Source organism: Castellaniella sp. (assembly GCF_034674885.1).
Lineage (GTDB): Bacteria > Pseudomonadota > Gammaproteobacteria > Burkholderiales > Burkholderiaceae_B > Castellaniella.
Map to the genome: position 1 here is coordinate 22,159 of NZ_JAUCDS010000014.1, position 25,893 is coordinate 48,051.

At 65.9% G+C, this 25,893-nt stretch carries 27 protein-coding genes and 1 riboswitch; of the genes, 7 read left to right on the forward strand and 20 right to left on the reverse strand.

What is annotated here, in order from left to right; all coding sequences use genetic code 11:
• Positions 1-11: 11 nt before the first annotated feature.
• Genes mutY through VDP74_RS09355 form a run of 3 tightly spaced genes read right to left on the reverse strand, consistent with a single transcriptional unit; the run spans position 12 to position 2,724 of the window.
• The gene (gene mutY / locus VDP74_RS09345) at positions 12-1,148 is read right to left on the reverse strand and encodes an A/G-specific adenine glycosylase (protein ID WP_322999359.1); all 1,137 of its coding nucleotides are present in this window, start codon (positions 1,146-1,148) and stop codon (positions 12-14) included.
• Entirely contained in the window at positions 1,148-2,056 is a 909-nt protein-coding gene (locus tag VDP74_RS09350; RefSeq protein WP_322999360.1) for an ABC transporter permease, read from the reverse strand. The genes mutY and VDP74_RS09350 overlap by 1 nt, the downstream gene beginning before the upstream one ends.
• Positions 2,053-2,724, reverse strand: a complete 672-nt coding sequence (locus tag VDP74_RS09355) for a cell division ATP-binding protein FtsE (protein ID WP_322999361.1) — start codon at positions 2,722-2,724, stop codon at positions 2,053-2,055. The genes VDP74_RS09350 and VDP74_RS09355 overlap by 4 nt, the downstream gene beginning before the upstream one ends.
• Before the next feature lie 174 nt (positions 2,725-2,898).
• On the opposite strand from VDP74_RS09355, the gene VDP74_RS09360 reads away from it, so the two are divergent.
• A complete protein-coding gene (locus VDP74_RS09360) occupies positions 2,899-3,552 on the forward strand; it encodes an OmpA family protein (RefSeq protein ID WP_322999362.1) in 654 nt (217 codons plus the stop codon).
• Positions 3,553-3,881: 329 nt separating this feature from the next.
• On the opposite strand, the gene thiC is transcribed toward VDP74_RS09360, so the two are convergent.
• Positions 3,882-5,795, reverse strand: coding sequence for a phosphomethylpyrimidine synthase ThiC (gene thiC / locus VDP74_RS09365; protein WP_322999363.1), 1,914 nt, complete (start codon positions 5,793-5,795; stop codon positions 3,882-3,884).
• A 76-nt stretch (positions 5,796-5,871) separates the two neighbouring features.
• Positions 5,872-5,972, reverse strand: a riboswitch (TPP riboswitch).
• 116 nt (positions 5,973-6,088) lie between these two features.
• Positions 6,089-7,339 carry a D-amino acid dehydrogenase gene (locus VDP74_RS09370; RefSeq protein WP_322999364.1) on the reverse strand — a complete coding sequence of 417 codons (1,251 nt, stop codon included), beginning with the start codon at positions 7,337-7,339 and terminating at the stop codon, positions 6,089-6,091.
• Between the two features lie 185 nt (positions 7,340-7,524).
• Between VDP74_RS09370 and VDP74_RS09375 the strand changes: the two genes are divergently transcribed.
• On the forward strand, positions 7,525-8,013 hold the full coding sequence (locus VDP74_RS09375; RefSeq protein ID WP_322999365.1) for a winged helix-turn-helix transcriptional regulator: 489 nt from the start codon (positions 7,525-7,527) through the stop codon (positions 8,011-8,013).
• Positions 8,014-8,035: 22 nt separating this feature from the next.
• Here VDP74_RS09375 and proB read toward each other — a convergent pair whose 3' ends face one another.
• The 9 genes from proB to VDP74_RS09420 all read right to left on the reverse strand — a co-directional run bounded on the left by proB (position 8,036) and on the right by VDP74_RS09420 (position 16,080).
• Complete coding sequence (gene proB / locus VDP74_RS09380; RefSeq protein WP_322999366.1) at positions 8,036-9,199, reverse strand: glutamate 5-kinase; 1,164 nt, start codon at positions 9,197-9,199, stop codon at positions 8,036-8,038.
• A gap of 103 nt (positions 9,200-9,302) precedes the next feature.
• Positions 9,303-10,415 carry a GTPase ObgE gene (gene obgE / locus VDP74_RS09385; protein ID WP_322999367.1) on the reverse strand — a complete coding sequence of 371 codons (1,113 nt, stop codon included), beginning with the start codon at positions 10,413-10,415 and terminating at the stop codon, positions 9,303-9,305.
• A 73-nt stretch (positions 10,416-10,488) separates the two neighbouring features.
• The gene (rpmA, locus tag VDP74_RS09390; protein ID WP_322999368.1) at positions 10,489-10,749 is read right to left on the reverse strand and encodes a 50S ribosomal protein L27; all 261 of its coding nucleotides are present in this window, start codon (positions 10,747-10,749) and stop codon (positions 10,489-10,491) included.
• Between the two features lie 21 nt (positions 10,750-10,770).
• The gene (gene rplU / locus VDP74_RS09395) at positions 10,771-11,082 is read right to left on the reverse strand and encodes a 50S ribosomal protein L21 (protein ID WP_066454957.1); all 312 of its coding nucleotides are present in this window, start codon (positions 11,080-11,082) and stop codon (positions 10,771-10,773) included.
• 166 nt (positions 11,083-11,248) lie between these two features.
• Entirely contained in the window at positions 11,249-12,475 is a 1,227-nt protein-coding gene (gene argJ / locus VDP74_RS09400) for a bifunctional glutamate N-acetyltransferase/amino-acid acetyltransferase ArgJ (RefSeq protein WP_322999369.1), read from the reverse strand.
• Between the two features lie 163 nt (positions 12,476-12,638).
• A complete protein-coding gene (locus VDP74_RS09405; protein ID WP_322999415.1) occupies positions 12,639-13,169 on the reverse strand; it encodes a MarR family transcriptional regulator in 531 nt (176 codons plus the stop codon).
• A gap of 157 nt (positions 13,170-13,326) precedes the next feature.
• Positions 13,327-14,604: a glutamate-1-semialdehyde 2,1-aminomutase gene (hemL, locus tag VDP74_RS09410; protein WP_322999370.1), complete on the reverse strand. Its 1,278-nt coding sequence runs from the start codon at positions 14,602-14,604 to the stop codon at positions 13,327-13,329.
• 22 nt (positions 14,605-14,626) lie between these two features.
• A complete protein-coding gene (gene thiE, locus VDP74_RS09415) occupies positions 14,627-15,271 on the reverse strand; it encodes a thiamine phosphate synthase (protein WP_322999371.1) in 645 nt (214 codons plus the stop codon).
• Positions 15,268-16,080, reverse strand: coding sequence for a bifunctional hydroxymethylpyrimidine kinase/phosphomethylpyrimidine kinase (locus tag VDP74_RS09420; RefSeq protein ID WP_322999372.1), 813 nt, complete (start codon positions 16,078-16,080; stop codon positions 15,268-15,270). Before VDP74_RS09420 ends, thiE begins: the two co-directional genes overlap by 4 nt.
• A gap of 113 nt (positions 16,081-16,193) precedes the next feature.
• Between VDP74_RS09420 and VDP74_RS09425 the strand changes: the two genes are divergently transcribed.
• The 4 genes from VDP74_RS09425 (at position 16,194) to VDP74_RS09440 (ending at position 18,275) form a co-directional block, all read left to right on the forward strand.
• Positions 16,194-16,358 carry a rubredoxin gene (locus VDP74_RS09425; RefSeq protein WP_043685094.1) on the forward strand — a complete coding sequence of 55 codons (165 nt, stop codon included), beginning with the start codon at positions 16,194-16,196 and terminating at the stop codon, positions 16,356-16,358.
• A gap of 44 nt (positions 16,359-16,402) precedes the next feature.
• Complete coding sequence (locus VDP74_RS09430) at positions 16,403-16,999, forward strand: YqgE/AlgH family protein (protein ID WP_322999373.1); 597 nt, start codon at positions 16,403-16,405, stop codon at positions 16,997-16,999.
• Positions 16,992-17,435, forward strand: a complete 444-nt coding sequence (gene ruvX, locus VDP74_RS09435; protein ID WP_322999374.1) for a Holliday junction resolvase RuvX — start codon at positions 16,992-16,994, stop codon at positions 17,433-17,435. Before VDP74_RS09430 ends, ruvX begins: the two co-directional genes overlap by 8 nt.
• An 84-nt stretch (positions 17,436-17,519) precedes the next feature.
• Positions 17,520-18,275, forward strand: coding sequence for a lysophospholipid acyltransferase family protein (locus VDP74_RS09440; protein WP_416232961.1), 756 nt, complete (start codon positions 17,520-17,522; stop codon positions 18,273-18,275).
• Positions 18,276-18,279: 4 nt separating this feature from the next.
• Here the strand turns inward: VDP74_RS09440 and VDP74_RS09445 are convergent, their stop codons facing one another.
• The 6 genes from VDP74_RS09445 to mpl all read right to left on the reverse strand — a co-directional run bounded on the left by VDP74_RS09445 (position 18,280) and on the right by mpl (position 25,268).
• Entirely contained in the window at positions 18,280-19,098 is an 819-nt protein-coding gene (locus VDP74_RS09445) for a symmetrical bis(5'-nucleosyl)-tetraphosphatase (protein ID WP_322999376.1), read from the reverse strand.
• Positions 19,095-20,270, reverse strand: coding sequence for an LPS export ABC transporter permease LptG (lptG, locus tag VDP74_RS09450; RefSeq protein WP_322999377.1), 1,176 nt, complete (start codon positions 20,268-20,270; stop codon positions 19,095-19,097). The genes VDP74_RS09445 and lptG overlap by 4 nt, the downstream gene beginning before the upstream one ends.
• Positions 20,271-20,361: 91 nt before the next feature.
• Positions 20,362-21,066 (reverse strand): monofunctional biosynthetic peptidoglycan transglycosylase, encoded by a 705-nt coding sequence (gene mtgA / locus VDP74_RS09455; RefSeq protein WP_322999378.1) that lies wholly within the window; start codon positions 21,064-21,066, stop codon positions 20,362-20,364.
• The gene (locus VDP74_RS09460) at positions 21,063-21,956 is read right to left on the reverse strand and encodes a TonB family protein (protein WP_322999379.1); all 894 of its coding nucleotides are present in this window, start codon (positions 21,954-21,956) and stop codon (positions 21,063-21,065) included. The genes mtgA and VDP74_RS09460 overlap by 4 nt, the downstream gene beginning before the upstream one ends.
• A 5-nt stretch (positions 21,957-21,961) precedes the next feature.
• Positions 21,962-23,842 (reverse strand): ribonuclease catalytic domain-containing protein, encoded by a 1,881-nt coding sequence (locus tag VDP74_RS09465; protein ID WP_322999380.1) that lies wholly within the window; start codon positions 23,840-23,842, stop codon positions 21,962-21,964.
• A gap of 16 nt (positions 23,843-23,858) precedes the next feature.
• Entirely contained in the window at positions 23,859-25,268 is a 1,410-nt protein-coding gene (gene mpl, locus VDP74_RS09470) for a UDP-N-acetylmuramate:L-alanyl-gamma-D-glutamyl-meso-diaminopimelate ligase (RefSeq protein ID WP_322999381.1), read from the reverse strand.
• A 73-nt stretch (positions 25,269-25,341) separates the two neighbouring features.
• On the opposite strand from mpl, the gene VDP74_RS09475 reads away from it, so the two are divergent.
• Complete coding sequence (locus VDP74_RS09475; protein WP_322999382.1) at positions 25,342-25,842, forward strand: TlpA disulfide reductase family protein; 501 nt, start codon at positions 25,342-25,344, stop codon at positions 25,840-25,842.
• Positions 25,843-25,893: the final 51 nt, after the last annotated feature.

Genomic DNA, 25,893 nt, shown 5'->3' on the forward strand with positions numbered 1-25,893 from the left:
GGCGGCTGTTTTCAGGCGGCGGGCGGATACAGGCCGAGCAGCAGGCGCGACAGAGGCGCGGGCAGGCCGATTTCTGACAGTTGCGACAGGGGGATCCAGGCGGATTCCCCTGCCTGTATCGGAATCACGGCCGGATTGCGGGAACTCGACGCAAGCGTGGGGTCGGCCAGTGCGCCGCCCAGCAAGGCCTCGATCACCGAACGGGGCCCGGATGCGCGTACCCGCATAGGCTGCATCAGCAGGCGAAAGTGCGTGAAGATGTGCTCGATGCCGGCCAGGTTCTGGGTCCCGTCGGCTGCGCAGGGCAGCCGGGCACGGACGGCATCCAGGGCTGGCCGGTCGTCAAAGATCGGCAGCGCCCACAGGCCGCCCCAGATCCCGGTGTCGGGCCGCCGCTGCAGCCACAGGTGGCCTTCGCATTCCACGATCAGCATCCAGCACTGGTGTCGGGCCTGGGCGCGCCGGGCGCGCGGGCTGGGCAGGACGTCCTGCAGGCCCTGGCGCCGCGCAGCGCAGTCCGGGGCCAGCGGGCAGCGCGGGCAATCGGGACGGGATCGGGTGCAGATCGTGGCGCCCAGGTCCATCTGGCCCTGGGTGTAGGCCTGCATGTCCAGATCGGCGGGAGCCTGCTCCAGCCAGGCCTGGGCGTGCGTCCAGAGCGTGCGCAGCATGGCGGTGGCTCCCGGGTCGCCCTGCAGCGCCAGGTACCGCGTCATCACACGGCGGACGTTGCCGTCCAGGATGGGCGCCCGTTCGCCGTAGGCAAAGGCCGCGATGGCGGCCGCCGTCGAACGGCCGATGCCGGGCAGGGTTTCCAGTTCGGCGGCGCTGCGGGGGAATTTCCCGGCGTGCTGGTCGCGGATCGCCTGGGCGCAGCGATGCAGGTTGCGGGCGCGGGCGTAGTAGCCCAGGCCCGCCCAGGACTGCAGCACGGCGTCGGCGGGCGCATCGGCCAGGGCCGCGACGGTCGGGAAACGTTCCAGGAAGCGCAGGTAGTACGGGATGACCGTGGCAGCCTGGGTCTGCTGCAGCATGATTTCCGACAGCCAGATCCGGTAGGGGTCGCGAGTATTCTGCCAGGGCAGCCCGTGGCGACCGGACAGGCGCTGCCAGGCCGCGATACGGGATGCGGGGTCTGCCGCAGCCATCAGAACTGTGTGTGCCGGGTGACGGACAGGCGCGCGGCGACTGCCCCCAGCAGGGCGATCAGCACGCAGGACAGCAGCAGGTCCGAGGTGGCCGGCAGGTGCAGGGACCAGTCGATGCCGTAGCTGTGAGCGAAACGCCCCAGCAAGGTGTTCAAGGGCGCCATGGCCAGCCAGGCCAGCAGCAGGGCCAGCAGGCTGGCGGCCATTCCGGTCAGGGCGCCCAGGTACAGAAAGGGCCGCCGGACGAACGATTCGGTCGCCCCGACCAGCCGCGCGACGGCGATTTCATCCCGTTGGGTCAGAGCCTGCAGCCGTACGGTGTTGAATACCGTCGCCAGGACCACGACAGCGACGGCAACGGCCAGCAGGCCCAGACCCACCCGCACGAACGACAACAGGGATTCCAGGCGCCGCACCCATTCGCTGTCGAGTTGCACGTGGTCGACTCCGGGCCATTGCCGCCAGGTGTCAGCCAGTTCACGCGCCTGTTGGGCGGGGGCATCGGAATCCTTCAGGGTCACGATGAGGGCATCGGGCAGCGGGTTGTCGGCCAGGGCGTCCAGCGCCTGCGCCCACGCCGGGTCCGCGCGCAATTGCGCCATGGCCTTGTCGCGCGGCAGCAGGCGGGCGTCCGAGATCTTGTCGCCCGCCTGGTCCTGCAGGCGCTTGAGCAGGGCCTGCTGCTGGTCGGCAGGTGTGCCCGCAGTCAGGAACAGGGTGAGTTCAGGGGACACGGCCAGCTGCCTGGCCAGAGGCTGGCTGGACTGCAGCACGGCCGCGCCCAGAATGGGGACCGCCAGCATCAGGGCGATGACGACGATATTGGCCAGGGACGAGAAGGGGTGCAGGCGCAGCCGGCGCAAAGCGACCCGCAGGGCATAGCGGTGGTGGCGAAGCCAGCGTTTCATGTGGGGACTCCGGCCAGGTCGGTGAAGCGGCCTGCATCGATGTGCAGGGTGCGCTGGGCGTAGCGGGCCATCAGGGCCGTGTCGTGAGAGGCGATCAGGGTCGTGACCCCGACCTGGTTGAAATCCCGGAAAACATCCATGATGTGCGTGGCGCTGTCGTGGTCGAGATTGGCGGTGGGTTCATCGGCGATCAGGATGGCCGGTCGTCCGACGATGGCCCGGGCGATGGCCAGGCGTTGCTGTTCGCCGCCCGACAACTCGATGGGCAGCATGGATTCCTTGCCCCGCAGGCCGACCTTTTCCAGCGCCGCGCGCGCCCGGGTGGCGGCCATGCCGGATTCCAGGCCCTGCACGGCCAGGGGCAGCAGCACATTGTCGAACGCATGCCGGTCGAACAGCAGGTGCGCATCCTGCAGGATCAGGCCGACGGTGCGGCGCAGGTAGGGCAGGGCGTGCGGCGACAGCCGGTCGATGCGGTGTCCGTTGACGGTGACGGATCCCCGGCTGGCGGGTTCCAGCCCGCCCATCAGTTTCAGCAGGGTGGATTTGCCGGCGCCCGAGGGGCCGGACACGAAGATGAACTCGCCGGGCTCGATGCGAAAGTTGACATCAGCCAGGATGTTGCGGCCGCGCCCATAGGATTTGAAGACGTGCTGAAATTCGATCATAAAGTCTCTGTGCCAGGCCCTGGCGCCTGTTGGATCTGATTGTATTCCGTGTCGCACAGCCGGATGCCGGTGTGCGGGCTTTGGCGACGAAAAGCCAGGAACGCAACAAGGGCTTACATTTGCGCGGACACATCCTGCTACGCTAGGCACATCACATCAGCACAGGAGAGTTCCATGGCAACGGCAACGTATTATGTCACCCGGATGGCGGCGGTCGGCAGTCTGGCTTTGCTGACGGCGTGCGCCAATGTATCTCCTCAGGGCCAGCATACGGCCGTGGGCGCAGGCGCGGGGGCGGCTTTGGGCGCTGGCCTGGGGGCGCTGATCGGGGACAGCAGCCAGGCAGCGCTGATCGGCGCGGGCATCGGGTCCGTGGTCGGCGGGGTGGTGGGCTACAACTGGAAGGGCATCAAGCAGGATGTCGAGAAATCCGGGGCGTCCAATTTGGGGGTTGCCGTGATTGAAATGCCGGATGGGACACTGAAGGTCAACATCCCCAGCAATGTGTCTTTCGATACGAACAAATCGGTGCTGAAGCCCGAGTTGCTGCCGGTGCTGGACAGTGTGGCGCGGGCTTTGAACCAGCATCCGGAATTGCGGGCGAAGTCGATCGGCTATACGGACACCACGGGCTCGGATGCGATCAATATGCCTTTGTCGCAGCGTCGGGCGGGTGCGGTAACGCAATACCTGGCGGGCCAGGGCGTCGCGCCGGGCCGGCTGACGGCGGAAGGCCGGGGGTCGGCGAGTCCGGTGGGCGACAACAATACCCCGGAAGGCCGGGCGCTGAACCGGCGGGTGGAATTGTTCCTGTACGCGGTGAAGTAGGCGCGCCTTGGGACGGGGGTAGCTTCTTCTGGTGTGCTTGTCGTTCGAGTTCTTGAGCCGCCCGGGGAGGTCATGCCCCCTCTGCCGACTGTGTCAGGCGGTCCTTCGGACTTCCCGGATCTTCTTCGTCCGGGCGGGCGTCGGGCGAACTCGGCCTTCGGCCTCAAACACGCCCGACGACATCTCCCGCCCTCCCTTCAGAAGCATCCGGCGCCAGACAATGTCGGCGCCGGGGGCATGACCTCCCCGGGCTCATGATGTGCCATGCCACTGACCCAGCCGGTGCAGTGTCCGGTGGTGGAGCGACCATTCGACTGGTGCCGGACGCATCACGTCTTCCGATAAATCTCCGCCCCCTGCGCAATGAACTCCGCTGATTTCGCCGCCATCCCCTGGGCCAGGGCGGTGGCCTCGTCCAGACCGTTGTCCTTCGCATAATCCCGCACGTCCTGCGAGATCTTCATGCTGCAGAACTTCGGTCCGCACATCGAACAAAAGTGCGCCACCTTCATCGAGTCCTTCGGCAGCGTCTCATCGTGGAACGCACGGGCCGTGTCCGGGTCCAGGCCCAGATTGAACTGATCGTCCCAGCGGAACTCGAAACGCGCCTTCGACAAGGCATTGTCCCGGATCGCTGCGCCTGGATGCCCCTTGGCCAGATCGGCTGCGTGGGCGGCGATCTTGTACGTGATGATCCCGTCCTTCACATCTTTCTTGTTGGGCAGCCCGAGATGTTCCTTGGGCGTCACATAGCACAGCATCGCCGTCCCGTACCAGCCGATCAGCGCCGCGCCAATCCCCGACGTGATGTGGTCGTAGCCCGGAGCGATGTCCGTCGTCAGCGGCCCCAGCGTGTAGAACGGCGCCTCGTGGCAGTGCTTCAACTGCAGATCCATGTTCTCGCGGATCATCTGCATCGGCACGTGGCCCGGGCCCTCGATCATCACCTGCACATCGTGCTTCCAGGCCACCTGCGTCAATTCGCCCAGCGTGCGCAGTTCCGCAAACTGGGCCTCGTCGTTGGCGTCGTAGCCCGAGCCGGGCCGCAGCCCGTCGCCCAGGGAAAAGCTGACGTCATAGGCCTTCATGATGGCGCAGATGTCTTCGAAATGCTCGTACAGAAAGCTTTCCTTGTGGTGCGCCAGGCACCACTTGGCCATGATCGACCCGCCGCGCGACACGATCCCGGTCATGCGGCTGGCCGTCATCGGCACGAAGGGCAGGCGCACCCCGGCGTGGATGGTGAAATAGTCCACACCCTGCTCGGCCTGCTCGATCAGCGTGTCGCGGAAAATCTCCCAGTTCAGCTCCTCGGCCACCCCGCCCACCTTTTCCAGGGCCTGATAAATGGGCACCGTGCCGATGGGCACGGGGGAATTGCGGATGATCCATTCCCGGGTCTCGTGGATATGTTTGCCGGTGGACAGATCCATCACCGTGTCGCCGCCCCAGCGGATCGCCCAGGTCATTTTTTCGACCTCTTCGCTGATATCGGATCGGATCGCTGAATTGCCGATATTGGCGTTGACCTTGACCAGGAAATTGCGGCCGATGGCCATGGGTTCCACTTCCGGGTGGTTGATGTTGGCCGGAATGATGGCGCGGCCTCGGGCGACCTCGTCGCGCACGAATTCGGGTGTCATGGCCTGAGGGATGGCGGCGCCAAACGACTGGCCGGGGTGTTGGCGCGTCAGGCGCTCCGCCAGGCGCGCGCCCTCGGGGCCGCTGTTGCGCAGGCTGTCCACGTAGTGCTCGCGGCGCATGTTTTCCCGGATGGCGACGAATTCCATTTCGGGCGTCACGATGCCGCGCCGCGCGTAATGCATCTGTGTCACGTTGGCGCCGGGACGGGCGCGGCGAGGATCGCGGGTGCGGGCAAAGCGCAGCGCATCCAGTTCTGGATCGGACTGGCGGGCGCGGCCGTACTGGCTGCTCAGGCCGTCCAGTGCTTCGGTGTCCTGGCGTTCCAGAATCCAGGGCAGGCGGGGCGTGTCCAGGCCCTTTCGGATGTCAATGACGGCGTCCGGGTCGGTATAGGGGCCGCTGGTGTCGTAGACCGTCAAGGGCGGGTTGCTTTCACCGCCGAACAGTGTGGGCGTATCGTCCTGCCGGATCTCCCGGAACGGCACGCGGATGTCGGGGCGAGAGCCCGTTTCGTGGATCTTGCGGGAAGCGGGCAGCGGCTGGACGGCTGCATTATCGACCGTGGCCTGAGTGGCGAAAAACTGAGGATTGGCGTTCAAGAGGAAGCTCCAGGTTCGAAGAATTTCGGAAATGGAGCCGAGTCGGGGAGGACGGGAAGCGCGTTCCGGGGAAGAGCTGGACACCGCGCACGCTCCCAGCATCGGCATTATCCGTACTGGTACGAAGGGTGTTTCTCAACCCGCCGGCATTGCCGCCGAGTACCCCTGCGAGATGGGAAGTATAGGGGCAATACCGGGCATCCGCCAGTGCCCGTTTTGAAATAATCTCTATCGAATCCCTGCGAGATTTCGGCTGCGCCTGGGCCTTGTGGCGGTGGCGCGGGTCGCTGCGTTCAGCGGTAGCGCTGCACGCCCAGGTCGTCGCTGCGGATGGCGGTGGGGTGGCTGGATACGATGTCGGCAATCAGGCGTCCGCTGCCGCACGACATGGTCCAGCCCAACGTGCCGTGACCGGTGTTCAGGAACAGATTGTCCAGCTTGGTGCGGCCGATGATGGGGGTGCTGTCCGGGGTCTTGGGGCGCAGTCCCGTCCAGAAGTGCACGTCACCAGGTGTGTAGCTGCCCGGAAACAGGTCGTTCAGGACCATTTCCAGGGTGCGCTGGCGGCGCGGGTCCAGATGGGTGTCATAACCGACGACCTCGGCCATACCGCCCACGCGGATGCGCTGGTCGAACCGGGTCAGAGCGATCTTGTAGGTTTCATCCAGCAGCGTCGATACCGGCGCCCGTTCGGGATCGGAGATGTCCACCGTGATGGAATAGCCCTTCATCGGGTAGACCGGGATGTCCACGATGTCGCGCAGCAGCAGGGGCGAATACGAGCCCAGCGCCACCACATAGGCGTCGGCCTGGTGCAGGCCGGATACGCACTGCACGCCAGTGACGCGGCCGCCTGCCTGGTGCAGGGCCTGGATGGTTTCGCCGTAGCGGAACTGCACGCCCTTGGCCTCGGCCAGGCGGCTCAGGGCCTGCGTGAACAGGCGGCAGTCGCCAGTTTCGTCGTCAGGGGTGCGCAGGCCGCCGACCAGCTTGTGGCGGACCTGGTGCAGGGCCGGTTCGTAATCCACCAGGTGGTCGCCGTCGATCAGTTCATAGGCTACGCCGGCATCGCTCAGGGCCTGGACGTCGAGCTGAGCCGCATCCATCTGCTTTTGGGTGCGGAAGACTTGCAGCGTGCCCTGGCGGCGGCTTTCGAACTGGATGCCGGTGTCCGACTGCAGTTCGTGCAGGCATTGGCGGCTGTAGGCCGACAGGCGCAGCATCCGGTCCTTGTTGGTGGCGTAGCGGGCGGGTGTGCAGTTGCGCCACATGTCGAACATCCAGCGCAGCTGGAACAGGCTGCCATCGGGTCGGATGGTCAGCGGAGCGTGCTGGGTGAACAGCCATTTCAGGGCCTTCAGCGGGATGCCGGGCGCCGCCCACGGGGACGAATAGCCGAAGGACAGCTGCCCGGCGTTGGCAAAGCTGGTTTCTTCGGCGGTGCCGGATTCCCGGTCGATGACGGTCACGTCGTGTCCCTGGCATGCCAGATAATAGGCGCTCGTGACACCCACGACGCCGGCCCCTAAAACGAGAACCTTCATGGTCGAACCTCGAATGGATTAATTTTTGATGATGATAGGCAATAATCTCAGGTGATTTTTCATGAAAAAATAAGGTTTTCATGAATTTTGTCGTGCACTGACTGGCCAAATGATGGGCCGTAGGACAAAATGCTGACAGGGGCGCCGGCCTGTGTCAGGCACGGTATTTTCACTCGGGAAATCGCATGCGCATTCAAAAAGAATCCGTACATACGCTGGACAAAATCGATCGTCGGATCCTGGATCTGCTGCAGCAGAACGGGCGCTTGTCCATGACGGAACTGGCCGATGCGATCGGCCTGACGGTGACCCCGTGCATCGAGCGGGTGCGCCGCCTGGAACGGGATGGCGTCATCACAGGCTACCATGCCCGCGTGTCCCCCGCAGCCCTGGATGCCGGCCTGCTGGTCTTCGTGGAAATCAGCATGTCCAGCAAGTCGGAACGCACCTTCGAGGAATTCCGCCGCGAGGTGCTGTGCGTGCCCCAGGTGCTGGAATGTCATCTGGTTTCGGGTGAATTCGACTACCTGATCAAGGCCCGCATCAAGGAAATCGGCCAGTACCGCAACCTGCTGGGCAACATCCTGCTGCGCCTGCCGGGCGTGACTCAAACCAAGAGCTGCGTGGTGATGGAGGAGGTCAAGGAGACCCTGTTCATCCCCGCGCAGAAATGACCGGTCGACCTGCGCCGGCGGCTTATTGACCGTCCTGCGGCGTGCGCGCCCGCACCACCACCAGATTGTCGCGGTGGATCAGTTCCGGATCGGACAGGTGCCCCAGGATGTCCGCGATGCGGGTGCTGGGCTGGCGCATGATGCGCGCCGTGTCGGCCGAGGAATAATTGATCAGGCCTCGGCCGCATTCCACCCCGTGTTCATCGACGCAGGCGACGACGTCGCCGCGTTCGAAATCGCCTTCGACGTCGGTGACACCGATGGGCAGCAGGCTGCGGTGCCCTTGGGTCAGGGCCCGCACGGCGCCGGCGTCCAGGGTGATGCGCCCGCGCAGGCGCAGATGGTTCACCATCCAGCGCTGGCGGGCCGACCTGACCGGCAGCACGGCCCGCAGTTCGGTGCCGATGGCCTCGCCGGAAGTCAGACGTTGCAATACGGCGGGTTCGCGTCCTGACGCGATGATCGTGTGCCCGCCGCTGTTGGCGGCGCGTCGGGCGGCCAGGACCTTGGTCAGCATGCCGCCCGTACCGATGGCGCTGCCAGAACCGCCCGCCATGGCCTCAAGAGCAGGGTCGCCCGCCTGGCCCTGGTGGATGAATCGCGCGTCGGGGTGCCTGCGCGGGTCGGCGCTGTACAGGCCGGCCTGGTCCGTCAGGATGATCAGCACGCTGGCTTCGACCAGATTGGTCACCAGGGCGCCCAGCGTGTCGTTGTCGCCCACCCGGATTTCGTCGGTGACGACGGTGTCGTTTTCGTTGACGATGGGCACGACACCCAGGTTCAGCAAGGTCACCAGGGTGCTGCGGGCATTCAGATAGCGGCGCCGGTCGGCCAGGTCTTCGTGTGTCAGCAGGATCTGTGCAGTGCGCACGCCATGGCGGGCGAAGGCGGTCTCGTAGGCCTGGATCAGGCCCATCTGGCCGACGGCGGCGGCGGCCTGCAGTTCGGACATGGCCTTGGGGCGGCGCGGCCAGCCCAGGCGGGCCATGCCTTCGGCGATGGCGCCACTGGACACCAGGACGATCTGACGGCCTGCGGCGTGCAGGGCGGCGATCTGCTCGGCCCATTGGGCCACTGCGGGCAGGTCGATGCCTCGACCTTCGTTGGTGACCAGGGACGAGCCGACCTTCAGGACCAGCCGGTGGGCATCCTGGGCGACGGAAGAGGCAAGGGCGGGCGTGGACATACGGGCAGCGCGCGGATCGGCAACAAGGAGTGGCGACAGAACCCCCGCCGGGCCGAACCGGTCAGCCGCTGAGCGGGTGTTCTGCAGTGTAGCGCAGCGTCGTTCAGGATGGCGTTGCGTCAGAGGCCGGATCGCGGTCGTCGGCGTCTGACGGATGGCCCGTGAAACGAGGGTCTTCGTCGTGCGCATGCGCCGCGCGCTGCTGTTCGTCCAGCCAGGACTGGATGGCGCCCATCAGCGACGAGGTGCCCGACCCGGTCAGGGCCGAAATCCCGAAGACCGGACCCGTCCATTGCAGTTCGCGGCAGATGCGGTCCTGGATGGCGGCTGGGTCTTCGACCATGTCGAGCTTATTCAGCACCAGCCAGCGCGGCTTGGCGGCGAGTTCGGGGCTGTATTGTTCGAGTTCGCGCACGATGGCCCGCGCATCCTGGATGGCCTGGGCGCCGGCGTCGACGTCGGGGTCCGGCGAGTACACGTCCAGCAGATGCAGCAGCACCCGGGTGCGGCTGAGATGCCGCAGGAATTGATGGCCCAGGCCGGCGCCTTCAGAGGCGCCTTCGATCAGGCCTGGAATGTCGGCGATCACGAAACTGTGCGACGCGGATGTGCGTACCACGCCCAGATTCGGGTGCAGCGTGGTGAAGGGGTAGTCCGCGATCTTCGGTTTGGCGTTCGACACCCGTGTGATCAGGGTGGATTTCCCCGCATTGGGCATGCCCAGCAGGCCCACGTCCGCCAGGACCTTCAGTTCCAGCCGCAAGCGGCGTTGTTCGCCTTCGCGCCCCGGGGTGAACTGGCGTGGCGCCCGGTTGGTGCTGGACTTGAAGTGCAGGTTGCCCAGGCCGCCGTTGCCGCCGGCCGCCAACGTGACCTGCGCGCCATGACGGTCCAGGTCGAACAGCTGTTCGTCCGTGTCGGCGTCGTGGATCACGGTGCCCACGGGCATGCGCAGGACGATGTCCGGCGCGCCGGCTCCGTATTGGTCCGAACCCCGGCCGTTTTCGCCGTTCTTCGCCCGATGCAGGCGAGCGTAGCGGTAGTCGATCAGGGTGTTGATGTTGCGGTCGGCAACGGCCAGGATGGAGCCGCCGCGCCCGCCGTCGCCGCCGTCTGGCCCGCCCATCGGGATGAATTTTTCCCGCCGGAAGCTGGCTACGCCGTTACCGCCTTTGCCGGCAACGACCTCGATGGTGGCTTCGTCTACGAATTTCATGATGGATACATTCTAATGAAAAAAAAGACCCCGCCGGTTGGGCAGGGCCTTTTCTCGGTGCATTGACCGGTGATCAGCTGACCGATTCGACCGAAACGGTGCGCTTGTTCAGCGCCCCTTTGATCGAGAACTGCACGGTGCCATCCACCAGGGAGAACAGCGTGTGGTCCTTGCCGATGCCGACGTTCACGCCGGGGTGAAACTGCGTGCCGCGCTGACGGACGATGATGCCGCCAGCCAGGATCGCCTGGCCGCCGTAGACTTTCACGCCCAGTCGTTTCGATTCTGAATCGCGGCCGTTGCGAGTCGAGCCGCCGCCCTTTTTGTGTGCCATGAGTTGTGCTCCTTGACGGGATCAGGCCGCAACCGCGTCGATGCGGATTTCGGTGTAGTTCTGACGATGACCTTGGTGCTTTTGGTAGTGCTTGCGCCGACGCATCTTGAAGATCTTGACCTTGTCGTGACGACCTTGCGCAAGAACAGTGGCTTTGACCGCAGCGCCGGCAACGAAGGGCGTGCCGATCTTCAGCGTATCGCCTTCGCCGACCGACAACACCTGGTCCAGCGAGATTTCTTGCCCAATGTCAGCCGGTATCTGTTCGATTTTCAGTTTCTGGCCAGCGCAAACACGATACTGTTTGCCGCCGGTTTTTATGACCGCGTACATGGGGGGTTTCCTGTGAAAATACCCGGTGGCTGGATTTGTTTCCCCTGGTGGGGATTCAATCAAATTCAAGATGCCGGGGATGCCAAAAACGGCCTGACTTTGCTAAAAGCCAGACCAAGCCCGTCATTTTTGCAGAATTCCGCTTGCAAATCAAGAGGGTGTGGGTTCAGGACCGATAATCTGCGTTGATGCTGACGTATTCGTGCGAGAAATCGCAGGTGTACACCGTGTCGGCCACGTCACCGCGCCCCAGGGCCACGCGCACCAGGATTTCGGCTTGCGCCATGACGCGCTGGCCGTCTTCTTCGCGGTAGTCGGGGTCGCGCCCGCCCTGGGTGGCGACCTGGACGTCGCCCAGCCACAGAGTCAGTTTCGACACGTCCAGGTCGTCGATGCCGGCGTAGCCGATGGCTGCCAGGATGCGGCCCAGGTTGGGGTCGGACGCGTAGAAGGCGGTCTTGACCAGCGGCGAATGGGCGATGGCATAGGCGACTTTCAGGGCTTCGTCCGTGGTGGCTGCCTGTTCCACACGGATGGTCATGAATTTCGTGGCGCCTTCGGCGTCGCGCACGATCTTCTGGGCCAGTTCGCGGGCGGCATCGGTCAGGGCCTGGGCCAGCGGCGCGTAGCGCGGGTCGTGTTCGGATTCGATGCGCGCGCCGCTGGCGCCGGTCGCGATGATGATGAAGGAGTCGTTGGTGGACGTGTCCCCGTCCACCGTGATGCGGTTGAAGGACTGATCGGCGATCCGGCGGGTCAGCGCCTGCAGCAGCGCGGGCGCCAGGCCGGCATCGGTGCCCAGGAACCCCAGCATGGTGGCCATGTTGGGGCGGATCATGCCGGCCCCCTTGCTGACGCCGGTGATGGTGACGGTGGCGCCGTCCAGTTCCAGCCGCCGGGAATGGATCTTGGGCTGGGTGTCGGTCGTCATGATGCTGTGCGCGGCCTCGAACCAGTGGTCGGGCTGTGCGTCGGCGATGGCCGCCGGCAGCCCGGCGATCAGGCGGTCGACGGGCAGGGGTTCCAGGATGACGCCAGTGGAGAAGGGCAGGATCTGGTTAGCCTGGATCTGCAGGGCGTCAGCCAGGGCGTGGCAGGTTTCGCGGGCGGCCTGTAGGCCCGGGGCGCCGGTGCCCGCGTTGGCGTTGCCGGTGTTGATCACCAGGGCGCGGATGCCGTGACCGGCTGCCAGATGGGCCTCGCAGACCTGGACGGGCGCGGCGCGGAAGCGGTTGCGCGTGAACACGCCGGCGACGCTGGCGCCTTCGTCCAGCAGCAGCACGGTCAGGTCGCGGCGACCGGCCTTGCGGATGCCGGCTTCGGCGGTGCCGATACGGATGCCGGAAACCGGGAAGATGGCGTCGCGCGCCGGGATGTGCAGATTGATGGCCATGGTGATCGTGCGTCTGGGTTGCCTGCGGGGTCCGCAGAGGGTCAAAAAACAAACTCCCATTCTATGACGAATGGGAGTTTGTTTGACGAATCCGGATCGCCCGCAGGCGACGAGGTGGCAGGCAATGCAGGATGTGCCGCTCAGCCGCCCCGGATGCGCGGCTTCAGACTGCGGGCAGCCGCGCGTAGGTTGCCTGCTTCAGGTCGCCCAGCAGGTCGAACAGCGTGTTGCGGGACGTCGGCGCCAGCCCGCCCAGCAGCGACTGGATCCAGTTTTCGTGGGCGTTCTGCATGCGGCGGTGGTAGCGACGGCCTTTCAAGGTCAGGCGGATCAGGGAGCTGCGTCGATCATTGTCGTCTTTCGTGCGTTCCACCAGGCCGTCTTTTTCCAGCTGGTCGGTGATGCCGGTGATGTTGCCGTTGGTCACCATCATCAGGCGCGACAGTTCGCTCATTTTCAGCCCCTTGGGGGCGTGGGTCAGCTGTGACATCAGGTCGAAGCGCGGCAGGGTTGTCTGGAATTCGCTGCGCAGGCGGCTGCGGACTTCGTTTTCGATCAGGGTGCAGCAGCTGAGCATGCGCAGCCACAGGCGGATGTCGGCGGGTTCCTGGCCGGTGGTCCGGGTTTCCAGGTCCGGGGTGCCCAGAGCAACAGCGGGGTGTTGCGTGGCGGCGTAGTGTGTGTAGTCGGTCATGGCGCGCCTTTGGGCCGCGTGGGCGGCCACGGAAATATGGATGACGGACTGAGTGTAGAAGTCCCTGGACGGCGCGTCTTTGTCCTGGGTCAAGAAACTTGAAGTTCTTATCAATTGACGCTCCGGGGGCGTCTACAGACGCCCCCGGAGCGCGTGTTCACAGCGCGGCAAACACCCGGTCGGCGGCATCCAGCGTTGCCTGAATGACGGTGTCGTCGTGGGTGATGGACACGAAGCCGGCCTCGAAGGCCGACGGCGCGAAATGGACGCCGGCATCCAGCATGCCGTGAAAGAAGCGCTTGAAAGCGTCCTGATCGCAGGCGGAGACTTCCGCCAGGCTGGTCGGGACGTGGTCGCGGAAATAGATCCCGAACAGCCCGCCCTGCCAGTCGCCGCTGAAGGCCACGCCGTGTTTGCGTGCGCTTTCCACCAGCCCCTGGATCAGTTTTCCGGTCTGCGCGTGCAGCCGGTCATGGAAGCCGGGTTCCGCCAGGCGGCGCAGCGTCACCAGCCCGGCGGCCACGGCCACCGGGTTGCCCGACAGCGTGCCGGCCTGGTAGACGGCGCCCAGCGGCGCGATGTCGGCCATCACGTCGGCGCGACCGCCAAATGCGCCCACCGGCATGCCGCCGCCGATGATCTTGGCCAGTGTCGTCAGGTCTGGCGTGATGCCGGTGAGGCCCTGCACGCCTTGCGGCCCGACGCGCAGCCCGGTCATCACCTCGTCGAAGATCAGCAGGGCGCCATACCGGGTGCACAGGGCGCGCAGGCCTTCCAGGAATCCGGGGGCGGGGCGCACCAGGTTCATGTTGCCCGCCATGGGCTCGACGATGATGCAGGCGATTTCGTCGGGGTATTGCGCGAAGGCGGCTTCGACGGCGCCCAGGTCGTTGTAGTCCAGCACCAGCGTGTGCTGCACGAATTCGGGGGGCACGCCGGCCGAGGACGGGTTGCCGAAGGTCAGCATGCCCGATCCCGCCTTGACCAGCAGGCTGTCGGAATGGCCGTGGTAGCAGCCTTCGAACTTGATGATCTTGTGGCGGCCCGTGTGCCCCCGCGCCAGGCGGATGGCGGACATGGTGGCCTCGGTGCCCGAGCTGACCAGCCGTACCTGTTCGATGGACGGGATGCGGTCGATGATGGCTTCGGCGATCTGGATCTCGGCCTCGGTCGGGGCGCCGAAGGACAGGCCGTCCTCGGCAGCGGCCTGCACGGCGCGGATGACTTCGGGGTCGGCGTGGCCCAGGATGGCCGGCCCCCAGGAACCGATGTAGTCGATATAGCGGGTGCCCTCGGCATCCCACAGGTAGGGGCCCTGGGCGCGCTGGATGAACGGCGGTGTGCCGCCCACCGACCGGAAGGCGCGCACGGGGGAATTGACGCCGCCGGGAATGGCGCGGCTGGCGCGTTCGAACAGTTCAGTATTGCGGGACATGGATCAGTTCCGTTGAATGGAGTCAGGAAAACAGTGCGCTGCAGCGCAGGGCGGCCTCGCGGACGTCGGCGGCTTCGAACAGGGCGCTGATCACGGCGATGCTGTCAGCACCGGCCTGGATGACCGGGGCGGCGTTATCGGGGCCGATGCCGCCGATGGCCACGACGGCAGGGCGTGGTGTGCGCTGGTCGGCCAGCAATCGCCCGGCGCGGACGTGGTCCAGCGTGGCGCGCACGGCGTCGGGCTTGACGGCCGAGGGGTACAGTGCGCCAAAGGCTATGTAGTCTACCCCGTCCTGCAGATGCCGGCGGGCCAGTTCGGGTTGGTCGTAGCAGGAACTGCCAATCAGCGTGTCCGGCCCCAGGGCACGGCGAACGGAGCCGATGTCGGCATCGTCCTTGCCCAGGTGCACGCCGTCGGCGCCCAGGTCGGCCGCCAGCCGCCAGTCGTCGTTGATGATCAGCGGCAGATGCAGCCGCAGGCACAAGTCGCGCACGGCAGCGGCCTGGGCGCGGCGTTCGTGGTCCGTGCCGTGTTTGCGCCGCCATTGCAGTGCCTGCATGCCGCCGGCATGGGCCTGTTCGATGGCGGCCAGCAGGCGGCCGGTGTCTGCCCAGTCGGGCGTGACCCCATACAGGCCACGTGGAAAGCGCGTGTTCGTCGTCATGATGTGGTGTGGTGCTGCAGGATGTGCTGGCCCATGCCGGGGTGGAAAGGATGCGCCATCAGGGGGGCCGCTGCGGCGACGGCCTGCTGGACGGCCTCGGAAGGATCCAGGCCGCGCGCCAGCAGGCAGGCCAGGACGGTGGCCAGCAGGCTGTCGCCATCGCTGGCGCGCACCGGCGCCGAGGACCAGGGCCAGCGGCGGCTGGCCTGGCCCTGCGAATGCAGCGTCAGGCCGTTCAGGCCGGCGCTGAGGGCGGCGTTGCTGCACAGCACGTGATCGGCGCCCAGTTCCAGCAGGGCCTGGACGGGATCGTCGGCACCGGTGGCCGACAGCAGACCCTGGCTGGCCCACTGTTCGGGCAGCGCGGCATCCACGATCACCAGCCGGGCCTGGGGCACCAGCAGGTCCAGCAGGGCGCTCAGCGTGTCTTCGGGGTCCAGGTCGTCCAGGTCTGGCATCGAGGGTGGCACGCCCAGCTGCAGCACCAGGGGCAGGGTGGCGTAGTCGGCAGCGATCTGCGCCAGCACGGCGATGGTTTCCGGATCGTATTGCGGACCGATCTTCAGGGCGCCGATGGCCATGTCTTCCAGCAGACAGCGGGCTTGATCGTCGATCAGTTCGGGCGACAGCCGCTGGATGGATTCCGTCCCGCTCGTGTCCTGAACGTGGATGGCGGTCACCACCGAACCCGCGTGCATGCCCATCCGGGCGCAGATGACCGCGTCGATCGGCAGGTTACTGGCGCCGCTGGGGTCGAAAGAACCGAAAATCAGGGGCAGGGAGAGGGTGGAAACGAGAGGCGAGGCCATGGGTGCGGACAGCAGACCGGCAGCGAGGCCGGCGGATTAGGTACTATGGCATCCATTCTAATGGATGCGGCCTGCCGATGACCGGGTGGGCCTGTTGTGAGGCTGGGATAGTCATGCGGACCTGGATGTGTCTGATTTGCGGTTGGATCTACGACGAGGCGGCCGGCTTTCCGGAAGACGGAATCGCACCCGGAACCCGGTGGGAAGACGTTCCGCCCAACTGGGTGTGTCCCGAATGCGGCGCTCGCAAGGAAGACTTCGAACTGATCGAGATCTGATACTCTAGTCATATGGGCCGCAAGGCCGGACTCAGGGGACTGCCATGACGACGGAAATGCATGATTCCGACACTCGTTCGCGTATCGATCTGTCCCGACAGTTTCTGCTGGCCATGCCGGGCATGGTGTCCGGCGAACTGGCCAATACGGTGATCTACGTCTGCGAACACACCGAACACGGGGCGCTGGGCCTGGTGATCAACCGTCCCACGGACCTCACCATCGGCGATTTGCTGCAGCGCATCGATCTGCCGCTCTCGCTGGAAATCGGTCCGGTGCGCGAATCGCCCGTGTTTTTCGGCGGTCCGGTGCAGACCGACCGGGGCTTTGTCCTGCATGTGCCCCGGGGGGAATACAGTTCCAGCATTCCGCTGGGCGAGGACGTCGCGCTGACCACGTCGCGCGATGTACTGCAGGACGTCGCGGCCGGGCATGGTCCGGCCCACCTGCTGGTGACGCTGGGCTATGCGGGGTGGGGCGCGGGGCAGCTCGAAGACGAACTGGCCCGCAATGCCTGGCTCAATGTGCTGGCATCCCACGAAGTCCTGTTCGATACGCCGGCCGAACAGCGCTACGATGCCGCCCTGGCTCAGCTGGGCATCCGCTCGTCCATGCTGACGGGCGATGCCGGCCATGCCTGAAGAAGTCCTGCTGGCCTTCGATTTCGGGCTGAAGAAGATCGGGGTCGCCGTCGGCAATACGCTGACGGCGCAGGCCCGGCCCTTGTGCATCCTGACGCCTGCCACGCGTGACCAGCGCTTTGCCCGGATTCAGGCGCTGCTGGACGAGTGGCAGCCGGATCGGGTGGTCGTCGGCCTGCCCCTGACGCTCGATGGCAGCGAGCAGCCGGCGTCCCGCAACAGCCGTCGCTTCGCGCATCAGCTGGAAGGCCGTTTCCGCCTGCGGGTGGAATTGGTGGATGAACGCGGCTCCAGCCTGGAAGCCCAGCGCATCCTGGGGTCGAACGACCCCGACGACGCGATGGCGGCGGCCGTCATCCTGCAGCGATACCTGGACCGGCAATCGGGCCGTCCCGATGGGGCGGGCGACCTGGCCCGGGTTCCCGTGCGCCGCTAGCACTGGTCGACACGCGGACTTGAGTCCGGCATCTGCGCGAAGGACTGCGGGTATGATGGGCGGCGTTGCCCGGGCTGGCCGGGCATGGGAGAGCCTGTGGCGCCATTGCTGTTCCTTGTCCGATTGATACTGGTGCTGGCCTGGATTGCGCTGGGCTTGCTGGTGGAATTACTGGTGTTTCCCTGCCTGTCCCGCGTCAGGCGCCGGGCCGTGGTCGGTGCGTGGTCCAGGGGCCTGCTGGTCCTGTGCGGCGTTCGCGTGCGCGTTCAGGGGCAGCCGATGCTGCAGGGGGCCGTGTTGTGGGTGGCCAATCACGTATCCTGGGTGGACATCTTTGTCCTGAACAGCGTGCGCACCACCTCTTTCGTGGCCAAGAGCGATATCCGGCGCTGGCCGGTGATCGGCCTGCTGGTGGCCTGGGCGGGCACGCTGTTCATCGACCGGCGTCATCGGCAGGCGGTTCGCGAAGCCGGCCGCCAGATGGCCGCCTGCTTTCAGCAGGGAGACGTGGTGGGGCTGTTTCCGGAAGGCACCACCACGGACGGCGGGGACATCCTGCCGTTTCATGCGGGGCTTTTCGAAGCGGCTGTGCAGTGCGCCGTCCCCGTCCAGCCGGTGGCCTTGCGATTTTTGCGGGGCGGGCGTCGCGCCCCGGAGCTGGCCTTTGTCGGGGAACAGACGCTGGCGGCCAATCTGTGGTTCCTGCTGGGGGCCTGGGGGGTCGTGGTGGAATGTGAATTCCTGCCCTTGATCGATCCCGCCGAGCATCTGGGCCGCGGCCATCTGGCGCATCGGACGCATGCAGCCGTGCGCCGGGCTGTGGCGGGTTCAGGCGGCTGATTGGTTAGCGGCAGTCCGCGCAGTCCTGCTGGATCAGCTGATGATCGCGCAGGCGCAGGGCGGTCAGGGATCGTCCCCAGACGCAGCCGGTGTCCAGGCAGATGCTGTCAGGCCTGATGTTCAGGCCCAGGGCAGACCAGTGGCCAAAGACCACGGGTTCGCCTGGATCGCGGCGCCCCGGCAGTTCGAACCAGGGGTGCAGGTCGTGGCCGGCGTTCGGGCCGCCCTTGTGGCGAAAGTCCATGCTGCCGTCCGCATGACAGACCCGCATGCGCGTCAGCGCATTGACGATCACCCGCATGCGCGCCGGACCGCGCAGGGCGTCGTCCCATCGCAGCGGTTCTTCGCCGTATAGATCGTGCACCGCCTGGGGCCAGCTGTCCTGGCGCAGGGCGGTTTCGATTTCCCGCGCCAGGGACTGGGCCTGATCCAGAGTCCAGGCAGGCAGAATGCCGGCATGGACCATGACGTGGCCGCGATCGCGCACCATCAGCGGGCGGTGACGCAGCCAGTCCACGAGCTCGTCTCGATCGGGAGCATCCAGAATGTCCTGGAGCGTGTCGGATTTGCCGTATTTGCGCACGCCGGCAACGACCGCCAGCAGATGCAGGTCGTGGTTGCCCAGGATCACACGGGCCCGGTCGCCCAGGCTGCGGATCAGCCGCAGAGCCCCCAGGGAGTCCGGCCCCCGATTGACCAGGTCGCCTGCGAACCAGATCTCGGTGTCGGGTCGGGACAGTGCGGGATGTGCCAGCAGCACCCGCAGGGCGCCCGTGCAACCCTGCACGTCGCCGACGACCCAGACGTCTTTCGCGCTGGTCATGCGGGCCTGCTTTCCAGGCGTTTCTGGCGCCACCAGAGCGCCAGAGGATGGCGGTGTTCCATGGCCAGCAATGCGAAGAGCGCCAGACACAGGCCCAGCAGGCTGGGCACCAGCGCCGTGGCCCAGGGAGGCCAGTCGCCCAGCATGCCGGCATTCAGCGCCAGCTGGTTCAGCATGAAAAAGCCCACCCCCAGGATGATCCCCAGGAACACCTTGGGGCCGACCCCGCCGCGCCGGGTCTGCATGAAGCCGATGGGCGCGGCAATGGTCATCATGACCAGCAGCGTGAAGGGATAGGCGATCTTGCGCCACAGGGCGACTTCCTGGCGGTCGGTCTGCAGGTGGTTGTTGCGCAGGTACTGTATATAGTCCAGCAGATCGGTGATCGCCATGCGTTCCGGGGTCAGGATGCGAGCGATCAGCCGTTCCGGGGTGAGGGACGTCGGGATGCTGCGTTCGTCCAGGTGCCGGACTTCAGCGACGGGCGTGGTGGGCACGCGCGCATCCGCCAGGGCGCTGGCCGGCCGAGGGTGCACCAGGGTTTCGGTCAGATCCTGCAGATTCAGCCGGCCTTGCCCGAATTGCCCGGTCTTGGCCTGGACGTAGGCCTGCAAGGAATCGTCCGGGCGGAATTCATACAGGATGATTCCCTGAACCCGGCCCTGGCCGTCCAGGCTGTGGATGTTGATGATGCGCGTGCCGCCGCTGGCGTCGCTTTCCTTGAACCAGTATCCGCTGGACAGGCGTCCGCCATCGGTGCGTCCCAGCAGCGCCAGGCGGGATTCGCTGCCCCGCAGTTCTGCGGCGGGTGTGATGTATTCCGACAGGATGTAGGCCCCCAGGACCAGGGGGATGGTGATCAGCCACAAGGCGGCCAGCAGTTTCATGCCGCTGACGCCGGAAGCCCGCAGGATGGTCAGTTCATTGCGTTGGGCCAGCCCGGCCAGGGCCAGCACCGCGCCGATCAGCAGGCCGATGGGCAGCAGTTCGTACAGGTGGTTGGGTAGATCCAGCGCCTGCAGGTAGAACAGGTTCAGCAGTGAAAGCCGTTCGCCGACCTTGTCCAGGCCTTCGATCAGGGCGAAGAACATGAACAGACCCACGAGCGCCACCAGCACGACGGTCGTCGATCGGTAGATTTCGCGGGCGAGGTACTGTCGGGCCGTGCGCATGGGTCGGACTGCGGGGGAAAACCTCAATAGTACCCTGAACCCCGTCCCGGTCCGCAGCGCCCGCCTGCCGCCCGGCCTGTTCAGAGGTTCATCAGGGGACGGCGACCTGCGACATGCGTGCCCGCACCGTGGCGGCGCGAGATCGCAGGTATCCAGTGGCGCCGCGCTGGTCGTAGTACGCCGGATTGGGCAGCATGGCGGCCAGTTGCGCAGCCTGGCTGCTGGACAGTCGTGCTGCGTCGGTCTTGAAGTAGTGGCGGGCGGCTGCCTGGGCGCCGAAGGTGGCGGTGCCCCATTGGGCCACGTTCAGGTAGAGCTCCAGGATGCGGCGCTTGCTCATCACCCCTTCGATCATGTAGGTCAGGATCAATTCCTGGCCCTTGCGCAGGTAGTTGCGCGAGTTCGACAGGAACAGGTTCTTGGCCAGCTGCTGCGTGATCGTGGAGCCGCCGCGCCGGCGATTGTGGCCCAGGGATTCCTGGCGTTGGTTATAGCGCCAGGCCTTGCGGATGGCGTCCCATTCGACGCCATCGTGTTCCACGAAGCCTGAATCCTCGGATGCGATGACGGCGCGCTTCAGGTTGACGCTGATGCGGGCGTAGGGCACCCATTCGTGATTCAGCCGAGCCTCGGGGTCGCGGGCCCGCAGCGCCGACAGTGTGTCCTGCATGACCGGCGTGTTGGACGGATTGCGGAAATTGAACCAGACCACCATGCCCAGCAGCCCGATCTGATACAGGAACCCGGCGCACAGGGCCGTCAGCACGATTGTGGTGATCAGGCGGCGCGGGCTCATGGGGACGCCGTGTCCAATCCCGAGTGTGTGAAGTGCCAGGTCCGGGTGATGGCCAGGATGTCGGTGTGCGCGGCCAATTCCGGCGGCAGGGGTGGAAAGGGCGCTGCCAGCTCGACGATACGCCGCGCCGCGCTGTTCAGGATGGCCTGGCTGGAGGGCCGGTCAAAGCTGAGGTGGTCCAGCTGGCCATCGCGGCGGATGTACACGGTCAGCTGCAGGTCGCCGTAGATACGTCCGCGTGCTTCAGGCGGGTAGTGCTGCGTGCCGATCAGTTCGATGCGCTGGCGCCAGGCCTCGACGTACTGGGCGTAGTCCGCAGATTGCGTGGCCGGGGCGACGAAGGTCTGCCGGGGCTGGGCGTTGTAGCGCTCGATCCTGTCCTTCAGCGCTGCGATCCGGGCGTTGAGCACCAGGCTGTCCTGCTGGCGGTCGTCGTCGCCGGGGTCGGCGCTTTGACCCAAGAGCTCGGGAGCGGATCGGGCTTGCGGCACTTGCTGGGCCGATTCCAGTTGTGTCAGCAGTTGGCGTTGTTCGGCTTCCAGTTCGGCCTGGCGGCGGCGCATGGCGGCCAGCACGATCTCATCGGCCTCGCCGTCGCTGGTGCGCGGCAGCGGCGATGCAGCCATGCCCGTGTCGTGTTCGCCGCCGCCGTCCAGGTTCTGCTGGGCCAGTGCCTGGGGCCGCAGCGGCGCCTGGTCGCTGCGGCTGTTGACCAGGGTGATCTCCAACGGGGATTCGTGGGTGGTCGAAGGCGGGGCGGCCGCCTGCCAGAGCAGCAACATCGCATGGGCGCACAGAGACAACAGCAGGGCCACCGCCATGCGGCTGCGGCCTTCGTGGCGGGGTTCCAGCAACTGCAGCGGCAGGGAGGAAGGCTGCGGCTGTGCCATGTCATTCAGAGCGCTTCGCGCAAGCGGCACTCGATGTCCAATCCCAGGTCATCGTAGCCCAGAATGTCCAGCATGATCTCCTGGCCGCGCTCGAAAGCAGGCAGGCCGTTGATGCGGGTCACCAGGGGCGCGCACGCCAGGCGCACCAGATTGTCCCGCAGCACATGGGCGCGGACTTCCTTCAGGCCCTGCTGCTGCAGCCAGCGGATGCACCAGTAGCGTTCCATGGAGGACTGGAATTCGCCCCACAGCGTGTATTGCGAATCAAAGGCGCCGATCAGGGCGTACAGGTCGGCGTCCTTGGGCTTGAAGGGCGCGACCAGGCGGGCGGACACGCCGTGTTCCGCCGCAGCCAGGATCTGGCCCTGGTTGATCAGGTCCACATAGCGGCGCAGAGGCGAGGTGGACCAGATGTATTGCGGTACCGCGATGGATTCGTGCGGCAGAGCCTGGGTCGACATGCGTGTGCGCCCCATCTGCTGCGAACGGTAGATGCCCGGGACTCCGTGCTTGGCCAGCAAGGCACCCCATTGGGTATTGGTCAGGATCATATATTCCGCCACCAGCCGTTCCAGCGGCGCATTGCGCTGGCGGGGGATCAGCCGGATGATCGAGTCCGGGTCGTCGGCGGGGCCGTCCAGCTCGAAGCTGTATTCCACGCGGTCGTTGTTTTCCGGTTTGCCTCGTACCAGATCGCGGGCAGCGCCCAGGTGCTGGGCGAATTCCCACAGGGGTCGCAGCCAGTGGGGGTGGGGGACTTCGGCGGCCGGGTCGGCCAGGGCTTCGGCCGTGATCGAACCGCCCATGCGGTCGTGGCGCAGGTTGGCCGTGACGCGGATGCGTTCCAGCCGGGTGTCGGTAGCCAGGATCTCGCCGTCGTGCCGTCGGGCCGTGACATAGAGCGACAGGGCGGGGCGCCACTGGCCCTCGTCCAGGGAAAAAGCCGCAATCAGTTCGCGCGGCAGCATGGGGATCTTGTCGCCCGGCATGTAGACCGTGGACATGCGGCTGCGGGCCATGTCGTCAAAGGCGCTGCCACGCGCGATGGCCAGTGCGGGCACGGCGATGTGAATGCCTGCGCGCAGTGTGTCGTCGTCGAGCAGCGTGACCGACAGCGCATCGTCGATTTCCGTGGTGCTGGAATCGTCCACCGAATAGGCCTCGATGTCGGCCTGGGGCAGATCGGCGCCCCAGGGTTCGACCGACACCGGTGGCCATTCGGTGCCTTTGGGGAAGTGCGCAGCCAGGAAGCGTTCGCGCATCATGGTCAACGGGTCGGGCCAGACGCCCAGCGACAGCAGCAGTTTTTCGGGGCTGGCGCCCAGTTGCTGAATGGCGGCGTCGAAGGCCTTCCATTCCAGGGTGTTTTTATCGGGCTGATCCAGAAAGGTGCGGGCAACGCTGCGCAGGGCCTCGGGCAGCTGCCCGGCGACCAGGGAGTCGGTCCATTGCTGCTGCTGTTCGGCTTGCAGGCGCTTTTTTTCGATGGCGGCCAGGGCGGCTTGCAGGATGTCGGGCGGCGCGGGCCGGTAGGTGCCGCGCCCGCGCCGGTGGAAGTAGGCCGGTGCAGCCGACAAGGCCAGGATCAGGGCCGTCTTTTCGACGGCGTCCGGGGCATGGCCAAAATAGTCTTCCGCCAGGGCGGCGGCCTCGAATTCCTGCTGTGGCGCGACTTCCCATAGGAATTCGGGTTCCAGCGTCTCCGCCAGCGCCTCTGCGCCGGGCAGCAGCGCATCCGGAGCGGGTTGTTCGAAAGTGAACAGGACGTTGCTGCGCTTGATCTTGCTGCGCTTGCCCGAGGCCGATTCCACCTGCAACGAGGTGTCGGCTTCGGAAAAAATCGTTTCGGCCTTGAGTTTGCCGGCGTCTTCGTAGAGAACGTGCATAAAACGGTCAGTATGATCAGTGGGGGGGCTGGTTCGAGGCGATGCTGGGCATGCGCCGGTTCAACGCGTCGAGCAGCTTCAGGTGGATGCCGCCAAAGCCGCCATTGCTCATGACGAGCACATGATCGTCCTCTTGCGCATCATGGCACAAGGCGTCGATCAGGTCGGACAAGTCGTGCCCCGTCCAGGCCAGACGTTCGCCCAGCGGCGCCAGGACGCGTGCTGCGTCCCAGCCCAGCGCCTGCTTGCCGGCGGTTTCACCGTAGCAATACACGCGATCTGCCTGCGCCAGGGATTCCGGCAGGCGCGCGGCCATGGTGCCGAGCTTCATGGTGTTCGACCTGGGTTCCAGGACGGCCAGGATGCGCGGTTCCGGACCGATGCGCCGCCGCAGGCCGTCGATGGTGGTGGCAATGGCGCTGGGATGGTGGGCGAAATCGTCGTAGACCGCCACGCCCTGGGCTGTGCCGCGCAGTTCCAGCCGTCGGCGGATACCCTGGAAAGCGTGCAGGGCATCCAGCGCCGCCGGCACAGGGATGCCCGCGTGGTGCGCGGCGGCGATGGCAGCCAGTGCGTTGGACTGGTTGTGCAGGCCCGCCATCGACCAATCCAGGCAACCCTGGTCCTGCCCGTCGAATACGATCTGGCAGCGGCGGTCGTTGCCGAGGTCGCCCAGGGCTTGCCACAGCCCGCCCGGCCCGAAGGTCTCGACCGGCGTCCAGCAGCCTCGGCCCAGCACGCGGTCCAGAGCATCGCTGGCGGCGGGGCGGATGATGCATCCGCCGGCAGGAATGGTGCGCACCAGATGATGGAACTGGGTTTCGATGGCTGCCAGGTCCGGAAAGATGTCGGCATGGTCGAATTCCAGATTGTTCAGAATGGCCGTGCGCGGGCGGTAGTGCACGAATTTCGACCGCTTGTCGAAGAAGGCCGTGTCGTATTCGTCGGCCTCGATGACGAAAAAGGGCTGCTGCGCCTGATAGCGCGCCGAGACCTGCAGGTCGGGCGCCACCCCGCCGATCAGGAAGTTCGCAGGTTGGCCGGCGTGCTCGAAGATCCAGGCCAGCAGGGCGCTGGTGGTGGTTTTGCCGTGCGTGCCCGCCACCGCCAGTACGTGCTGGCCGGGCAGGATGTGTTCCGCCAGCCATTGCGGGCCGGATATATAGGGCAGGCCCCGGTCCAGAATGGCTTCCATCAGCGGATTGCCCCGGCTGACGACGTTGCCGATGATGTACAGGTCCGCGCCCAGCCCGATCTGATCGGCATCGAAGCCCTCGACCAGATCGATCCCCTGTTCGCGCAGCTGTGTGCTCATGGGGGGGTAGACGCCGGCATCGCAGCCGGTGACCCGGTGGCCCGCCGAGCGGGCAATCAGGGCCAGGCCGCCCATGAATGTGCCGCAGATTCCGAGTATATGTACGTGCATCGTATCCTCCGGGCTGTATTGTAGGGCCCAATGCTATGATGACCCGGCAACACATTTCGCAGTGGGTGATTTCATGGACAGGCGCTTGTTTTTGCGCACGGCCTCGGGGGTTTTGCTAGGCCTGGCGGCGGGCGGTGGCGCGGTCAACGCAGCGATGCTGCCGGCTGATCCAGTGTTCGGTCGTTCCTTCGATGACCTGCAGGGCGCCAGTCAGGCCTTGTCCGCCTACGTCGGCCGGCCGCTGGTGATGAACTTCTGGGCCAGCTGGTGCGCGCCCTGCGTGCGCGAAATGCCGCTGCTCGAATCCCTGCATCATCAGCACCCCGATCTGACCGTGCTGGGGCTGGCCGTCGATACCCGCGCCAACGTGCTGCGTTTCCTGGACAAGGTGCCCGTGTCCTATCCCCTGCTGCTGACGGGTACACAGGGCATCCCCTTGATGCGCGAATTGGGCAATAAGGGCGGTGGCCTGCCTTTCACGGTCCTGTTCGATCGGCAGGGGCACGAAAGCTCCAGGGTCGTGGGCGAACTCAAACCGGATGACCTGCAGGCTCGCATTACGAAGATACTTTAGGTTTCAATTTAATCGACGGAAGACGTCTCTGCCCCTCATTTAATGGACAAA